Consider the following 15,490-nt stretch of genomic DNA (forward strand, 5'->3'; position numbering starts at 1 on the left):
ATAAATGGACAACCTGTGTTGTACAATTGAAAATTTGAAGTATCTTCCACAGGTTCACCCAAAACAAACTAAAAACCGGCATGTTACTCAAGTACTTAAAAGCCTCCTTCGCCCGCAAGAAAGCGCGGAGATTCTTCAGGGAGTATCCCTATGAAATCAATAAGTTTTCTCTTTCCAAAGAAGGGCCCATCGAATTTGCCAACTGGAAGAATCCGTTGGTGGCGCATATCGAAATCACCCAATCCCAGGTGAATTTCTTTGCACAGTTTATTACGCGTGGCAGCCTGGCGATAGATATCGGCGGCAATGTGGGAGATACCACCGTGCCCATGGCGCTGGCTGCCGGCAAAGAAGGTTTGGTACTGGCTTTCGATCCCAATCCACATGTATACAAAATACTGGAGATCAATGCCGGTCTGAACAAGCAGAATACCAATATTGTTCCGCTGCCTTACGCTATCACTGAACAGGATGGAGAGTTCTTTTACTCTTCTTCCGAAGCCAGCTTCAGCAATGGCGGCATCACAGAAGAGCAGAGCAGCAAACACGGAGCTTATCAGCTGAAGCAGAAAATTCAGGGTGTAAACCTGGAGAAACTGCTGGATGCTAAATACAGTAACTGGATCGGTAAGCTCACTTTCATCAAGATCGATACGGAAGGTTACGATAAGGAGATCATCAAATCAATCAGCAGCCTGCTGCAGCGTTGTAAGCCTGTAGTGGTGGCAGAATGTTTTGGAGAGCTCACTGCCGCAGAGCGTGCAGAACTGTACGAGCTTTTAGTAGCTAAAGGTTACGAACTGTTCTATTTCGGGGATTTTGAAGAAGGTACCAAAGTGGAGCCAATTCTCAGTGCTGACGATATGAACAGGTGGAAGCATTTCAACTTCTACGCTAAGGTGGCCAGGTAGTCACTTTCAACAAATATTTCCGGATCTGCTGCGAAAGCGGCAGGTCCGTTTTTTTTGTTCATGCTGCTGAAAGTGGTATCTGTCAGCAGCCTGTGCATCACAGGATCAGTCTTCCCTGCCCTGTACCCCATCAATTGTTCACTCAGGTTGAAGGCTCCAGCCGGTATTCCCGCAGGCGTATAACCGAAACATTTTTTGAACTCTTTAATGAAATGGGCCTGGTCAAAATAATTGCATTCATAAACGATCTCCTGCCAGTCTGTTTCTTTCAGTACAATGCATTGGCGGTAGGCATGATTGATGCGCAGCATCCGGCTGAATGACTTGGGGCTAACGCCGATGATATCCCTGAACTGCGCTTCCAGCGTGCGTTGCGGGATATTGAAATCGTTACAGATATCGTCGATATAATTACGCCCATTTACCTGCTTCATCTTCTTCACGATACCTGAGAGCCTTGCAGTGGAAGCAGCCAGCTTTTCAGATATGGAATGCCGTCTGGCGGCAAACAGGTTGAGCAGCCAATGTTCCATGGTGGCTATCACGCTTCTGGGATCACTGTTGCAGTCAGCCAGCTGCTGATAAATATTGTTACACGGAAGAAAATCTGACAATTCTGTGAATTGATCTGTGAACCTGTTCATCGGCTGTGAAAAGAAATGTACGGGGCCAATGGGCCTGAACACCGCATAAATGGCGGAATAAGCTCCTGATTGCAGGGGTCTGTACTGTTTCAACTGACCGGTAAAGTTGAGTTTGGGCGTGAATTGTACACTGGTTTTGATATCCTTTGTTTCCGGTGAGTGTCCAAGTGTGTAAGCAAGGGCTGTACATCCTGTTGGATGCTGATCTATCAGCAGGCTTTTTTCCTGACTGGCAGTTTTTAAAAATACATAACTGTGAATATAGGGTTGCAGTGTAGGACAGGGACGGATATAGAAAGTACGCATCAAGGTTAGTTTTTCATGGGATGGCATAAACATAACGTGCGAACATTGAGTATGGTATGGGTGAATCGTGAAATTTACCAGCTGAACAGAAAAAAATCGTGTATGGGTAGCTGATATGAAATGAATCCGTAATGTGAAAGCCGCGGTGTGGAAATCAGTTGTTCTGCCGGCAGCCGGTTTAAGTATGGTCATTTGATATTTGTCAACATGTAGCCTTCTTGCGCATTTTTACAATACAATCCCTTTTACGTTGATTTCTTTTGCAACAAATTTATATTCAATGAAAAGAACCCTACTGCCCTTACTGGCCGCCGTATTTTTCTTCGGTAGCTGTAAGAAGGATAATGACAAGAAAGATTTTATCCAGTTACAAAAGATCGAAAACGGAGAGGAAGCATTCAATTTCCAGTACAATGAACAGCATCAGCTGAGCCGCTATGAGGTACTGAGGACCTTCGAAGATGGGGGGACGCCTACACTCTATCGTTATGCTATTATCAGCTATGAGAATAATATTCCTGTAAGCGCTGATCTGTACAGGAAAGGAGAAACTACTGATTTCTACCGCAGGTCACAGGTTTTGTTACATTATAACAGCCAGAACAGGATCGCTTATACCGTTAAGAAATACTACAATGAAAACGGTACTTACCAGGAAGGTAATAACGATACCGTTGATTATGCTTTCAATGCAGACAGCAGGCTGGCCAGCATCAAGTATCGCGGCGACAATTCTCCCTGGACTTTCTCTTATGACGCACAGGGAAATATCAAGCTCGATCCACAAACTTATTCCGAGCCTAACTACACAGACCAGAGCAGCTATGAATTCAAGTATGACAATGGTGTGAATCCATTATCTGTAAACGGGGTTGGGCTTACCATCTTTGCATTGTATGAAGACGATGATTTTGAGATCAACCAGTTGTTGTCTGTAAATAATGCTACATACAACAAAACTGTTTATACCTACACTTACAAAAATGGTGAGACCACCAATGTAGATAAGTATACCGATATTTACCAGTTTGCCAATACTTATGATGAGAATGGCGGACTGAAAGAAGTGGGTGTTACTTACAATTTTGAATATAGCAGAAACGGATCAGTAGAGGACACTCAGAATAGTCAGCGAACAGCAAAGATCACCTGTGTGAAAAAGCAGTATTAATATTGCTTTTTCATAAAAGAAACCGGCTGTTCACGAAGGAACAGCCGGTTTCTTTTTATGATGGATCATCTTATTTCACTTCCTGCATCTTCACCAGTTTGTGGTAGAAGCCTTCAATGGCAATCAGCTGGTCGTGCGTGCCACGTTCAACGATCTGACCACGCTGGAGCACAATGATCTCGTCTGCATGACGGATGGTACTGAGCCTGTGTGCTATCACAATGCTGGTCCTGTTGGCCATCATCTTGTTGATGGCGTCCTGCACCAGTCTTTCGCTTTCGGTATCCAGTGAAGAAGTGGCTTCATCCAGGATGAGGATGGGAGGGTTCTTCAATACTGCGCGTGCGATGGTGACCCTTTGTCTTTCGCCGCCACTCAGCTTGCTGCCGCGGTCACCGATATTGGTTTCGTATTGATCGTCTTTTTTGGAGATGAAATCATGGGCATTGGCAATTCCTGCTGCCTGCTCGATGTCTTCCTTTGTTGCATTGGGGCTGCCAAGTGCGATATTGCTGGCGATGGTATCATTGAACAGGATGGGCTCCTGTGTTACGATGCCGATCTGATCGCGCAGGGAAGTGAGTGAATAATCTTTGATATTCACGCCATCGATCAGTAATTCGCCGCTGCTCACATCGTGGAAGCGTGGCACCAGGTCGGCCAGGGTTGATTTACCGGCGCCTGAAGAGCCCACCAGTGCAATGGTTTTGCCTTTGCCGATGGTGAGATTGATATTGTCGAGGATGGTTACATCTTCGTATTTGAAGCTTACATTTTTGAACTCGATATGGTTGTTGAATGTGGTAAGCGGAATGGCTTTGGGAGACTCTTCCACTACAACCGGCGCTTTCAGGATCTCTTCAATACGTGCAATCGCCGCACTGCCTTTCTGAACGTTATAGAATGCAGTGGATAAGGATTTCGCGGGATTAATGATCTGCGTAAAGAAAACGATGTACGTGATAAAAGCACCTGCAGTAAGACCATACTGATCACTCAATACCCAGCCACCGCCGATCCAGAGCAGGGCGCTGAGCACCAGTACTCCCATGAATTCAGAAAGAGGCGAAGCGAGGTCTTTACGGAAAGCCATCTTTACGCGGAGGTTATGCAGCAGGTTGCTGGACTTCAGGAAACGGCTGTTCAGTAATTTCTCAGCATTGAAAGATTTCACAACCCTTAGCCCTGTAATGGTTTCATCCAGCACGGACAGGATGAGGCCCTGTTGTTCCTGCGCCTGGTTGGATTGTTTCTTCAGCTTGCGGCTGATGCGGCCGATGATGAAACCTGTGATTGGCAGCAGTACAACCACTACCAGGCTAAGCATCGGGCTGAGGAAGATAAGACAGAACAGGATGATGATGATATTCAAAGGATCGCGGATCAGGCCTTCCAGTGTACCGATGATGCTCCATTCGATCTCGTTCATATCGTTGCTCATGCGGCTCATGATATCGCCTTTGCGTTGCTCGGTGAAAAAGCCGATAGGCAGCTTCAGCACTTTGGCATACATATCGTCCCTGAGTTGCGTCATCACCCGGTTCCTTAACGGGATCATGATCCTGTAGGAGAGATACAGGAAGAGATTCTTTAAAAGTATCGCTGTGATTACGGTGATACAGATAGCTGCAAGGGCAGCGGTCTTGTCGTAAGTATCAATAAGTTTGGTAAGCCCGTATTTCAGCAGGAGAATGATATATTTTGAACTGAACTCTGCTTCCGGCAAAACTCTAACGCCTTCTTCCTGTCCGAACAGGAGTTGCAGGAAGGGGGCCAGCATGGCCAGGGACACCAGTGAGAATATGATGGATAACAGGATAAAAATCAGATACAACAGAATCTTGCCCTTCTGGTTCCGGAGGTAAAAGAGAATCGTGGAAAATCGCTTCATGGATTAAAATATAGATAAACAGCGCAAAGTAACTAATTTTACAACGATTAATCCGTTAAAGGAATGCAAGAAGGTAAAAGACAAAAACAGATAGCGGGCCTCCTGAACGAGGAATTGAACGATATTTTTCACAGGCTTGGCCTGAGTATGCTCGATGGGGGCATGGTTTCCATTTCCGGGGTGAAGCTGACCCCCGACCTGCTGGAAGCCCGGATCTACCTGAGCTTCTTCCAGGTAAAGGATGCCAAAACCGCCCTGAAAAAGGTGGAAGACAGGGCCTGGGAGATCAAGAAAGAGTTGACCAGCCGGGTGGCAAAGCAACTGCGCAGAATGCCTGAACTGAGGTTCTTCAGCGATGATACTCTTGACCACGTGTTTAAAATGGAGGATCTTTTCCGCCAGATAAAAAAAGACGAAGAAGGAAACGCCGGGGAGCAATAGGCTCATCCCATCATTTATATAAACCCTTTGAATGAATTTTCTTTTCGCCTGGCGCTATTTCAAAGCAAAGAAATCAACCAATGCCATCAATGTGATTGCCTGGGTAAGCATGATTGCCATCATGTGTATCACCTTTGCTTTCATTGTGGTGCTGAGCGTGTTCAATGGTTTTGAAGGGCTGGTGAAGAGTTTGTATTCATCTTTCTATACTGATATCCGCATTTCTGCCGCCAAAGGAAAGGTGATCACGCTCACGCCGGATCAACTGAAACAGCTGCGAAGCAATCCGCAGGTGGCCCATTACTCCCTGATGGCAGAAGAAAAGACGTTGCTGCTGAATGACGGCATCCAGGTGATTGCAGATGTAAAGGGGGTAGACAGTAATTACAAGTATGTATCGGGCGTAGCCGAAAAAGTGTATCGTGGCAGCTTCCTCACCGGGAATGACGATTTCCCCACGCTGGTGCTGGGCAATGGCGTGGAAAACGCACTGGGCGTGGAAGCCGATAAAAATGTATTTCCACTTACCGTGTATCTTTTTCAGCGTGGTGCAACTATCAATACTACAGATCCCTACAGAAGCTTCGCAGGCTCCAATATAAATACGGCTGGCACTTTTATGATTCAGGCCGATATCGATAACAAGTTTGCCATCACCAACCTGGCCTTCATGAAGCGCATGATGAACCTGGGGGCCGATGAGTACAGCGCTGTGGAAATTGCGCTGGTGGATGGCCGTAAGGCGGATCAGGTCAAGGCATCGCTGCAAACCCTTTTTGGAGCGAAATACAGAATTGAAACCAAGTATGAACAGAACAAAAGCCTGTATAGTGTAATGACGATGGAAAAATGGGCTACCTACGGCATCCTCACACTGATGCTGATCGTAGCTGCATTCACCATGATCGGAGGCCTTACCATGCTGGTGCTGGAAAAGCAGAAAGATATCCAGGCGCTGAAAGCCATGGGGGCAGATAACAGGCTGATCCAGAAAATATTCCTCAGTGAAGGCCTCCTGCTGGCCGGCCTGGGCGCCGCAGCTGGTATTGTGCTGGCGCTGATCTTCTGCTGGGCCCAGGTGAAATTCAAGCTGATCCCGCTGGAAGGCGGCACTTTCCTGATCGATTACTATCCCGTAAAGATCCTGCCGGAAGATTTCATCCTGATCCTGATCACGGTGATTTTTGTGGCAGTGCTGGCTTCGTGGTTCCCTTCCCGTAAGGCGGCGCTGCAGCCGATAGAACTCAAGACCTGATAACCTTCCCGATAGATGAAGTTCAAACCCCTGATCCGCGACGAAGTATTTACATGAACTCAAAGAGATAATGATAGAATTATTCAATGGCCAACCATTGGAATGCTGATCTTACCGGCATAAAAAAATCCCGGCGATTAGCCGGGATCTGTATGAATGAATTGTGATCATTTCTTAGTAATCTCCGAGTGTTTCGGGAAGTTGGGCCAGGGCCTTTGCCAGTTGCTCGTCGTTAGGGGCGATGCCATGCCATTCGTGTGAGCCTTGCATGAAGTCAACACCTGCACCCATAGCCGTTTTCATGAGAATAACGATGGGTTTTCCTTTTCCAACGAATGTTTTGGCCTGTTCCAGGGCGGCAACCACTTTGTCAACATCATTACCTTCATTGAGATGGATCACTTCCCATCCGAATGCCTGGAATTTGGCGCCGAGATCGCCCAGTTTCATCACCACATCCGTAGGTCCGTCGATTTGTTGTCCATTCCAATCTACAGTAGCGATCAGGTTATCTACTTTTTTATGGGCAGCGAACATGATGGCTTCCCAGTTCTGGCCTTCATCAAGCTCACCGTCACCTGTAAGTGCAAATACCAGGTTCTTTTCTCCGTTGAGTTTCTTTGTGAGTGCGGCTCCTATTGAAACACTGAGTCCCTGACCGAGGGAACCGGATGCCATACGGATACCGGGAAGGTGCTCGTGAGTGGCGGGGTGGCCCTGGAGACGGGAGTTCAGCTTGCGGAAGGTGGCAAGTTCTTTGATATCAAAATACCCGGATCTGGCCAGGGTGGAGTAGAAAACCGGGCTGATATGTCCGTTAGACAGGAAGAAGACATCTTCATTGGTTGCGTTCATATTGAACGCCGGATTGTGTTGCATTACTTTGAAATATAACGCAGTAAAGTAGTCGGCGCAACCAAGGGAACCACCGGGGTGTCCGCTTTGGGAACCATGAACCATTCTGACAATATCCCTTCGGATCTGTGAGGCGATGTCTTTTAATGCTGGCATAAACAGTTCTTTAAAATGTGGTGGCAAAACTACAAGAAATTGTAGACCAACTGATGAACTCTATCAAACTTTTCTTTATTTTTGCTCTCCAATTGCCCGCCTTAAACAATAAAGTTGCCTGAATTGAAGTTCATTATAGCGAAAGTGCTGTAGTTTGGAACTTGGCATCGATTTTGCCCCAACCGGCCAGATTAGCAGCACGTAGATATTATAAAGACAAATATTTAGGAAACCAAAACCAGGGCTGATGTTTGATGTATTACTTTCTATAGCTATATCTTTTACTGTCACATTTCTAGCTATCCCTGTAATTATTACAGTGGCCGAAAGAAAGAAACTGTACGACATACCGGATGAGCGCAAGGTGCATCACACGCCAATTCCTTCACTGGGTGGTTTGGGTATTTTTGCCGGCTTCATTCTTGCCTGTCTGATCTCCATTCAATTTCAGAAATCAACCGAGATGCAGTATTTCCTGGCTGCAGCCTTTGTTATATTTTTCCTCGGTCTGAAAGATGATATCCTGGTTATTTCCCCTATCAAAAAATTCATTGGTCAGGTGCTTGCTGCATTCCTGATCGTTTATAAAGGAGGCGTACAACTCTCCAGCATGCATGGTTTCATGGGAATCCATGAACTGCCTGAATCTTTCAGCCTGCTGCTGACCTACCTCACGGTGATCGTTATCATCAATGCTTTCAACCTCATTGACGGTATCGACGGACTGGCGGGTAGCCTGGGTTTGATGACTTCCATCATTTTCGGCTTCTATTTCTTACAGAATAACATGACCGGTTATGCGATCCTGGCCTTTTCCCTGGCCGGCAGCGTGGCGGCCTTCCTCATCTTCAATTTCCAGCCCGCAAAAATATTCATGGGGGATACGGGATCGCTGATGATAGGGCTGATCACTTCCATACTGGCCGTAAAATTCATTGACGCAGCCAATGCTACCGATGTGGCCTACCCGCTGATAGCATCGCCTGCCATAGCATTTACCATCATGATGATCCCTTTGCTGGATACATTAAGAGTATTTGCTATCCGTATCTTCAACCGCCGTTCCCCGTTCAGCCCTGACAGGAACCATATTCACCACCTGTTGTTAGACAGGGGCCTTTCTCACCGTAATATCACGCTGAGCCTGGTTGCCGTGAATCTCCTGTTCATTGTAGCTGCTTATGGTATGCGCAACTATGGTTGTACCTGGATCATCCTTGGAGTGGTTGCTTTCTTTTTCTCCGGCATTGCCGCCCTGTACTACACCCGTCCTCAGCCCCGCCTCTTTGTGGCCAGGTCTTTGGAAAAGGATATCAAGGAGAAAGGAACCACCAAGATCGTTCCCCTTACCAAGGATACCATTCTCGAACACAAGAATTGAGTCCCTTCACATAAATCTAAAGGGTCTTTTACGTTCTTATGAATTGTAAAAGACCCTGATTTATTAAAATCTCATCCGTTCTCTGTGCAAATTTTCTGATTTGACGTAGGTTTGCAACGCACTTAATTCATACAAATATGTCAGACGAGTTAATAACCATCCAGGACCATGCTGAAGAAGCCATGGATAAGGCCATTAATCACCTTGAAGCCGAATTGATCAAAGTACGTGCAGGAAAGGCCAACCCTAACCTGGTAGAAGGTATAGTTGTTGATTACTACGGAACCCCCACACCTATCAGCCAGGTGGGAAATATAACTGTGGCAGATGCCAGAACGCTGGCCATTCAGCCCTGGGAAAGGAATATGCTTCAGCCGATCGAGCGCGCTATCATCAACGCCAATATTGGTGTTACGCCCCAGAACGATGGTATGATCATCCGCCTCTTTATGCCGCCACTCACTGAAGAACGCCGTAAAGAACTGGTGAAACGTGCACAGGGAGAAGGGGAAAATTCAAAAGTTGCCATCCGCAATATCCGCAGGGATGGTATCGAAAAGATCAAGAAACTGCAGAAGAACGGCCTGAGCGAAGATATTTGTAAAGATGCCGAGAAGAATGTACAGGACCTCACAGACAAATACATCGCGCTGGTGGATAAACACCTTACTGCAAAGGAAAAAGAGATCATGACTGTTTAACAACAGCCACGCATAAATTATGGAAGGCTGTCTCTAAGGGACAGCCTTCTTTTTTATACGCTCTCAACAAATAGGTACATCAGCAATTCCTGAAAATGATCTACCTTAAATATCTCAAAAGCAGCTATGGGAAAAACTTTACTATCATCCATCAGTACCCGCGCTCCGAAAGAGTTGGATAAGGCGGCCACCAAGGCCAAGACCACGGCCATTCTGCAGAAGCTGAATGAACTGCAGAATCTTCTCTATGCAGAATCAAAACATGCTATCCTCGTTGTGATACAGGGCATGGATGCAAGCGGAAAGGACGGTGTGATCCGCAATGTATTCGGGCAACTCAACCCGCAGGGAGTTACGGTAAAGAGTTTTAAAGTGCCTACTGCTGAAGAGCTTTCACACGACTTCCTCTGGCGTGTGCACAATGCCGCTCCGGCCAAAGGCATGATTCAGATCTTCAACCGCTCCCAGTATGAAGATATCCTGGTGACCCGCGTTCATGGGATCATTGACGATGCTATCGCTAAAAAACGCATGAAAGCCATCAATGATTTTGAGCAACTGCTCACGGAGCACAACAGCACCAGTATCCTGAAATTCTATCTCCATGTATCTCCTGAAGAACAACAGCAGCGCCTCAAAGAACGCCTGGATGATCCGGCCAAACAATGGAAGTACAACGCCAATGATTTTGAGGAAGCGAAGAAGTGGGACGACTATATGCGTATGTATGAAGATGCCTTCCAGCATTGCAACGATGTACCCTGGACGATTGTGCCTGCTGATCAGAACTGGTACAAGGAATACCTGATTGCCAGTACCCTGCTTGAAACATTGCAGCGCCTGAACATGAAATTTCCCGGTTTGAAGAAAGACTGAACAAGCCCTGCCGTCTAACCGAAATCCACAAGGTGGAAATCAATATATGGCTTACAATTATATATTATATAGTTTTGCCATGGTTGCATTATTCAATTAAAAATCTATCTATATGGGAATGCTTAAAGAATTTAAGAATTTTGCACTGAAAGGCAATGTAGTGGACCTTGCAGTTGCTGTAATTATCGGTGGCGCTTTCGGAACCATCGTTTCCTCCCTTGTTGACGATGTGATCACCCCACTGCTGCTCACACCTGCGTTGAAGTTTGCCAATGCTGAAAATATCGACAAGCTTACATGGGGCGCAGTGCATTACGGAAAATTCCTCTCCGCTGTTATCAAGTTCATCATTATTGCATGGATATTATTCCTGCTGGTCCGTGGTATGAAAAAGCTCACAGACAAAAAAGATGAAACACCGGCAGCACCTCCTGCTCCTACAGCAACAGAGAAATTACTCATGGAGATCAGGGATGAGCTGAAGAAAAAGTAACTAACCCTCATTAATATTCGATTATGCGAAAACTCTTGCTCTTAGGCGCATTCAGTTTGTCATTGTATAGCGTGAAAGCCCAGGACCCGGGCGTAAAGGAAATGAAATCCACTTCTGAAAAAACGGTGGCCATCGATACCTCTCACAAAAGCGGATGGAGAAAAGGTGGCATCTTTTCCCTTAATGTTGGCCAGGGAAGCAGTAAAAACTGGGCGGCAGGCGCCGAGAAATTCTCTTTCTCCACAGCAGCGGGCCTCAGTCTCTTTGCCAATTACAGGGATGGTAAATTCTACTGGAACAATAACCTCGATCTCGGTTATGCCATTGTGAACACCACATCACTTGGTAACCGTAAAACAGATGATAAGATCGATTACTTCACCAAACTGGGCCATGACCTCACCAAAACCCTGAGTCTTTCAGGTGTTGTAAACTTCAGGTCGCAGTTCACTAATGGGTACGATTATACCTATCTCGGAAAGGATACTTACAAGCGCAGGACTTCCTCCTTCATGGCGCCGGGCTACCTGATTGTGGCGCCGGGTCTGGACTGGCACCCTGTTCCCTATTTCAGCCTGTTCGTTTCTCCAATTTCAGCGCGTATGGTATTTGTGACCAGCCCCTGGAGCTATTATTTTCCGGATGGCGTGATCCCGGTGGATGACGGCGGCGGCTTTGAAAAGCCCCTGGCTACCCTCTACGGCGTTGATCCGGGCCAGAAAGTAAGAGCTGAAATGGGCGGTTTTGCCTCAGCCAACTTTGCCAAGGAGATCATGAAGAACGTAACCATCAAAAGCCGTCTCGATCTCTATTCCAACTATCTGAGTACCTACCGCTATACACCTACCGGTCCCCGCCAGGTATTGAAAGAAAAGCTGGAGGCCAAGCCTCAGAACGTGGACGTATTCTGGACCAACCTTATTTCCATGAAGGTCAATAGATTCCTGAATGTTACGTATAACTTTGACCTCATATATGATGATGATGTAAGGCAGTTCGGTCCGGAAAACACTTCGGCCGGAACCCAGATCAGATCATTGCTCAGTGTGGGTTTTTCAGCAAAATTCTAAACAGGATATTTCATACATTTGTCGCCTGCCGTTTCCGCAAGGAGCAGCAGGCGGCTTTATTTCCGGGGGTGCAGCCCGTGCGTGATCCTGAAAGGCAGGCTGGCATTCCGGAAGATTCCAAATTACCAGTATGGCAAATCAGTCTTCGTACCAGATCCGTCTTCCCCAGTTTGAGGGGCCATTTGACCTTCTGCTCTTCTTTATTGAGCGGGACGAGCTGGACATTTATAATATTCCCATCACCAATATCATCAAGGACTTCCTGGCCTATATCCATAGCCAGGAGAAACTCAATATAGAACTGAGTAGTGAGTTCATTCTCTTTGTGAGCACCCTCATGCGGATCAAGGCAAAAATGTTGCTGCCCCGCAAGGAAGTGGATGCCCAGGGCAATGAGATCGATCCCCGCCAGGAACTGGTTGACAAGATCCTTGAATACAAACGCTTCAAGGAAGCTGCCATTCAGATGGCTGAACTGGAAGCTACACGTATGCTGATGGTGCGCCGGGGTAACCTCGCCAAAGAATTGTCCACCATCGGTGAAGTATCCGGTGAAGGCACGGAGATCCAGACCATCACGCTCTTCAAACTCATGAAGACCTTCGAGCGGGTGATGAAAAGGCTGGAGCAGCGCAACAATAAACCCGTTCACACGGTGGTGCGCTACAATTACACCATGGAAGAGAGCCGGGAGTACATGGTGAACACCTTGCGAAAAAACAAAACTGTTCCATTTGAGCGGATCTTCAACAGAGCCAATGACCGTATACAGGCTATCTTTCTTTTCCTGAGTATGCTGGAGTTGGTACAGCTGAAATATCTCACCATCATGGTGGGCGAAGGCAGAAATAATTTCATTGTTGAATACAATGAGAACAGGGAGGAAGATGAGTTCGGGTTGGATGGGTTACCGAATGGAATTGCATTTAAGAATGATGGGGACGATGATGGGGCTGACCTGTTGGGAGATGATGATGAATATGAAGAGGATGATTTTGAAGATGAAGAAGAAGAAAATGAAGAAGAGAATGAAGTAAGTGAAGAAGGTGAGAGCAGCGATGGTGCAGAGGAGAATGATGAAGAAAGTGATGACGAAGATGAAGAGGAAGGTGACGAAGATAAAGAGGATGATGATGACGAGGAAGAAGAGGAGGATGACGAAGATGAAGAGGAATCCGATACTGAAAAAGAGAAATAATTCAATACACATAAGAGGGTGGCTCAAAATGAATTGAGCCACCCTCTTATATTTTACAGTTCTGACCAGGTTGTAACAGCAATGGCGAAGACCGTTTTATCTACTGCTCATCATTTTTATTTAATATTGTAGCTGACACCTTTCAACTCTGCTTTTATTGATTACTGACCAGCTATACCACGACCGGGAATTATTCCAGCGCATTGCACTGGGGGATGAGGATGCATTCCGCACATTGTTCCATCACTACAATAAAACACTGCTGCCTTTCGTGGTAAAGCTTGTATCACCATTGCATGACCCAGCTGAAATTTTACAGGAAGTGTTCCTGCGCCTGTGGAAGCACCGCCAAAAACTGGCGGATGTAGACAATCCCAAAGCATATATTGTCCGCATAGTTTCCAATGAAGCCGCCACCTATATGCAGAAACTGGCCAGACAAAACCGTCTGATGGAAAAAGCCATTCAGCACCATGGCCAGGAGCCGCTGACGCCTGAACAGCATATTGCGCTCAAGGAAACTGCCCGGCTGGTGACCGATGCGGTAGAACAGCTTACCCCGGCCTGCCGCCAGGTGTATGTGCTGAGCCGGGAGGAACAACTTTCCCTGCCACAGATCGCTGAAAAATTACAACTGAGCGAGAGCACTGTCAAGAACCAGCTGGTGAAGGCTTTGAAAGATATCCGGGTGTATATCCGGAAAAACGGACTGTCCACTTTTCTATCCTTTCCAATCATTCTATAAAATATTTCCGGAAGCTTTAGTCCTGAATCAAAAAACTCCGGTCTTGTAATTACCGGCCTTATCTAATACCCATAACAACGATTGCCATTAAAAAACAGCAATGGAGAATTCAAGGATTGTCTATTTAGTGACCGGCTACCTCAACAATACTTTGACGGGGCTTGAAATTGACGAATTGCAGCTCATTTTATTGAATGAAGAAGAGAGTGAAACGGTAGCAGCAGCATTCAGGGAGATCATGTTGCAAATGCCTGTTGATATGGGTTATCAGGCTGATCAATGGGAGTCGCTGGCTGACAGGATCCTTGCTCAGTCTACTGTGGAAACACCTGTAATAACTATGCAGCCAGGTGGTAAGAGGCGCATCTATTGGGCTGCTGCTGCGGTGGTTATGGCAGTGATAATAGCCGGTACCTGGTATGCTACAAGGAACAGGCTGGAAACAATAACGCTGGCCAAAACAGAACCAGAAGAAATACAGCCCGGCATGCAGGGAGCTTTGCTCACACTGGCCGATGGATCACAGGTATTGCTGGACACCATTCAGAACGGAGTGGTAGCCCTGCAGGGTGGTGCTACCGCAAAGGTGGTGAATGGCGCTCTGATCTATGAAGGGAAAGGAGAAGCTGTTTACAATACCATGAGCACACCCAAAGGCCGTCAGTTTCAAATGACACTTCCCGACGGTACGCAGGTATGGCTGAATGCGGCGAGTACTATCCGTTATCCAACAGTATTCACAGGCAATGAGAGAAGGGTGGAAGTTTCAGGTGAAACTTATTTTGAAGTGGCCCGGAATTCCAGAATGCCTTTCAGGGTTAGTGTGAACAATGGGGCAGACATCGAGGTACTTGGAACTCATTTCAATATCAATAGTTATAGCAATGAGAACAGCGTCAATGCCACACTGCTGCAGGGTTCCATCAGGGTGAAAAAGGGAGATGAAGCAGTGGTGATCAAACCCGGAGAACAGGCCCGTATGCAAAGCAGCATCCGTGTGGAGAAAGAAGTGGACCTGGAACAGGTAGTGGCATGGAAAAATGGACTTTTCAATTTCAATGGCTTGAAACTGGAAGAAGTGATGCGTCAGATTGAAAGATGGTATGGAATTGAAGTGGTATACGAAAAAGGAATTCCCAAAATCCCCGTAGTTGGTGAGATGTCGAAGGATATTCCACTTAACGGACTGATGATAGTACTTGAAAAACTGGATATACACTACAGGCTGGAAGGAAGAAAGCTTATCATCCTGCCTTAAAGCATTGAATCTTATCCCATAAAACAGCAGTTTCTAATTAAAACTAAAATAGTACATCGCTGACCGGCAAAACAAAACCGGAAGTGGGCGAACACTTCCGGCAGATAGTTGGCCGATCCAAAATGGTGTGAGTACCAA

At 46.4% G+C, this 15,490-nt stretch carries 15 protein-coding genes; 12 read left to right on the top strand and 3 right to left on the bottom strand.

Going from position 1 to position 15,490, the window contains the following annotated elements; genetic code table 11:
- Positions 1-80 precede the first annotated feature (80 nt).
- Complete coding sequence (locus ACTHMC_RS25890) at positions 81-911, top strand: FkbM family methyltransferase (protein WP_440417743.1); 831 nt, start codon at positions 81-83, stop codon at positions 909-911.
- On the opposite strand, the gene ACTHMC_RS25895 is transcribed toward ACTHMC_RS25890, so the two are convergent.
- On the bottom strand, positions 890-1,861 hold the full coding sequence (locus ACTHMC_RS25895) for a helix-turn-helix domain-containing protein (protein WP_440417745.1): 972 nt from the start codon (positions 1,859-1,861) through the stop codon (positions 890-892). The two genes, ACTHMC_RS25890 and ACTHMC_RS25895, sit on opposite strands and share 22 nt — an antisense overlap.
- A 280-nt stretch (positions 1,862-2,141) precedes the next feature.
- On the opposite strand from ACTHMC_RS25895, the gene ACTHMC_RS25900 reads away from it, so the two are divergent.
- The gene (locus ACTHMC_RS25900; RefSeq protein WP_440417747.1) at positions 2,142-3,032 is read left to right on the top strand and encodes a hypothetical protein; all 891 of its coding nucleotides are present in this window, start codon (positions 2,142-2,144) and stop codon (positions 3,030-3,032) included.
- 70 nt (positions 3,033-3,102) lie between these two features.
- Here ACTHMC_RS25900 and ACTHMC_RS25905 read toward each other — a convergent pair whose 3' ends face one another.
- A complete protein-coding gene (locus ACTHMC_RS25905) occupies positions 3,103-4,923 on the bottom strand; it encodes an ABC transporter ATP-binding protein (protein WP_440417749.1) in 1,821 nt (606 codons plus the stop codon).
- A gap of 63 nt (positions 4,924-4,986) precedes the next feature.
- Between ACTHMC_RS25905 and rbfA the strand changes: the two genes are divergently transcribed.
- Positions 4,987-5,364: a 30S ribosome-binding factor RbfA gene (gene rbfA / locus ACTHMC_RS25910; RefSeq protein ID WP_440417751.1), complete on the top strand. Its 378-nt coding sequence runs from the start codon at positions 4,987-4,989 to the stop codon at positions 5,362-5,364.
- Between the two features lie 31 nt (positions 5,365-5,395).
- A complete protein-coding gene (locus ACTHMC_RS25915; RefSeq protein ID WP_440417753.1) occupies positions 5,396-6,619 on the top strand; it encodes an FtsX-like permease family protein in 1,224 nt (407 codons plus the stop codon).
- 174 nt (positions 6,620-6,793) lie between these two features.
- Here ACTHMC_RS25915 and ACTHMC_RS25920 read toward each other — a convergent pair whose 3' ends face one another.
- Positions 6,794-7,657, bottom strand: coding sequence for a transketolase (locus tag ACTHMC_RS25920; protein WP_440417755.1), 864 nt, complete (start codon positions 7,655-7,657; stop codon positions 6,794-6,796).
- Between the two features lie 220 nt (positions 7,658-7,877).
- Between ACTHMC_RS25920 and ACTHMC_RS25925 the strand changes: the two genes are divergently transcribed.
- The 8 genes from ACTHMC_RS25925 (at position 7,878) to ACTHMC_RS25960 (ending at position 15,352) form a co-directional block, all read left to right on the top strand.
- Positions 7,878-9,011, top strand: a complete 1,134-nt coding sequence (locus ACTHMC_RS25925) for an MraY family glycosyltransferase (RefSeq protein WP_440417756.1) — start codon at positions 7,878-7,880, stop codon at positions 9,009-9,011.
- Positions 9,012-9,148: 137 nt separating this feature from the next.
- On the top strand, positions 9,149-9,712 hold the full coding sequence (gene frr, locus ACTHMC_RS25930; RefSeq protein WP_440417757.1) for a ribosome recycling factor: 564 nt from the start codon (positions 9,149-9,151) through the stop codon (positions 9,710-9,712).
- A 126-nt stretch (positions 9,713-9,838) separates the two neighbouring features.
- Entirely contained in the window at positions 9,839-10,588 is a 750-nt protein-coding gene (locus ACTHMC_RS25935; protein ID WP_440417758.1) for a PPK2 family polyphosphate kinase, read from the top strand.
- Positions 10,589-10,706: 118 nt separating this feature from the next.
- Complete coding sequence (gene mscL, locus ACTHMC_RS25940; protein WP_440417760.1) at positions 10,707-11,081, top strand: large conductance mechanosensitive channel protein MscL; 375 nt, start codon at positions 10,707-10,709, stop codon at positions 11,079-11,081.
- 23 nt (positions 11,082-11,104) lie between these two features.
- A complete protein-coding gene (locus tag ACTHMC_RS25945) occupies positions 11,105-12,151 on the top strand; it encodes a DUF3078 domain-containing protein (protein ID WP_440417762.1) in 1,047 nt (348 codons plus the stop codon).
- Between the two features lie 130 nt (positions 12,152-12,281).
- On the top strand, positions 12,282-13,349 hold the full coding sequence (locus ACTHMC_RS25950; protein ID WP_440417764.1) for a segregation and condensation protein A: 1,068 nt from the start codon (positions 12,282-12,284) through the stop codon (positions 13,347-13,349).
- Between the two features lie 157 nt (positions 13,350-13,506).
- The gene (locus tag ACTHMC_RS25955; protein ID WP_440417766.1) at positions 13,507-14,094 is read left to right on the top strand and encodes an RNA polymerase sigma factor; all 588 of its coding nucleotides are present in this window, start codon (positions 13,507-13,509) and stop codon (positions 14,092-14,094) included.
- 100 nt (positions 14,095-14,194) lie between these two features.
- Positions 14,195-15,352, top strand: coding sequence for a FecR family protein (locus ACTHMC_RS25960; protein WP_440417768.1), 1,158 nt, complete (start codon positions 14,195-14,197; stop codon positions 15,350-15,352).
- Positions 15,353-15,490 lie beyond the last annotated feature (138 nt).

Source organism: Pseudobacter sp. (assembly GCF_051955275.1).
Lineage (GTDB): Bacteria > Bacteroidota > Bacteroidia > Chitinophagales > Chitinophagaceae > Pseudobacter.